Origin of the sequence: Microcoleus sp. PH2017_09_SFU_O_A (assembly GCF_020738625.1) — a bacterium.
Classification (GTDB): Bacteria; Cyanobacteriota; Cyanobacteriia; order Cyanobacteriales; family Microcoleaceae; genus Microcoleus.
This window is the reverse complement of record NZ_JAEQCF010000198.1, coordinates 1-1,297: the sequence shown is the minus strand read 5'-3', so window position 1 is coordinate 1,297 and position 1,297 is coordinate 1. Positions and strand designations below refer to the sequence as shown.

Below are 1,297 nucleotides of genomic sequence, written 5' to 3'. Positions count from 1 at the left end.
ACCTCTGCCTAAAGGCGAGAGGATTCTTGCTTCAGTGGGATTCCGACGAATTTACCCTCGGCAAGCATCTTGACCGTATGCCCTACGGCTGCAAGTCCTCTAATTAGAACTACTTGAGCTGCTGCAACATCTCTATCGGTTGTATAACCGCAATTTGAGCAAGTATGAGTACGCTCAGCAAGCTCTTTTTTGCCTGTTGCGACACCGCAATTTGGACAAATCTGACTGGTTTTCTTAGCATTCACTTTTTGGAAGTACACCCCGCGTTTCCAACAGGTTTGTTCCAAAATAGTGAAAAATTGACCCCATCCAGCGTCTAAGCAGTGCTTGCCCAGCATCCCTCTGGATAGTCCAACTAAATTTAAGTCCTCAACAAATACCATCCCCACATCATTGCAAATTTGATGAGAGATTTTGCGATGCCAATCTTTTCGACAATTAGCAACGTATTCGTGCAAAAGAGCAACTTTTTTTTGAGCTTTGCGCCAATTATTTGAGCCACTGCGCTTTTTACTCACACGTTTTTGCAGCAATTTCAGCTTGCGTTCTGCGTCTATAAAAAACCTTGGCCGCTTGACTAAAAGACTATTAGAAGTTGCTATGAAATTAGTTAGTCCGACATCAATTCCTAGGGAATTTCCGTGTGGCACTACGTCGGGAATTTTTACATCCCATTGAACGGTCAGCATTAGATACCAGCCGGATGCACGATTTACTACCCGTGCCTGCTTAATAATTCCACCATCGGGAATCGCTCGGGATTGCCAAAATCTTACCCAGCCAATTACAGGCAGTTTGACACTACTATTTTGAATGGGGTTTAAACTTAGTTGTGGAAACACAAAAGACCTCATGGTTCCCCTTTTTTTGAATCGGGGAAATCCGTGGTTTTGTTCCCACATACTTACAAATGCCTTTTCTAGTCGGCGCAGCACTTGTTGTAAAGCTTGAGCATTGATACGTTGTAATGCAGGGCTGGTTTTCCTGTATGCAGTTAAGGCTTTACATTGAGTTGAGTAAGTTGGTCTGGGTGTGTCAGCTCTGATGATGAATTCCGAGCGAAGGGAACAAGCGTCAATCCGACATTTTCGGGAATTATACCAATCTTTACGTTCTTGCAGGGCATAATTATAGACCTTGCGACATTGTTCCAACCAATCCTCAAATATTGCTACTTGTGTTTTTGTCGGTTTCAATTTGAATTCATAAGTCAGATTGAACACTTGCATCACCTCCTTGTTTGATTTTACCCAATTTCTACAAAATGGCAACAGGATTTCTAGAATAAAGTAGTCCT

1 protein-coding gene is annotated in these 1,297 nt (G+C 42.6%); it reads right to left on the bottom strand.

Going from position 1 to position 1,297, the window contains the following annotated elements; translation table 11 throughout:
• Positions 1-8: 8 nt before the first annotated feature.
• The coding region (locus JGK16_RS32660; protein ID WP_366054183.1) for a transposase at positions 9-1,297 on the bottom strand (1,289 nt) is incomplete at its 5' end.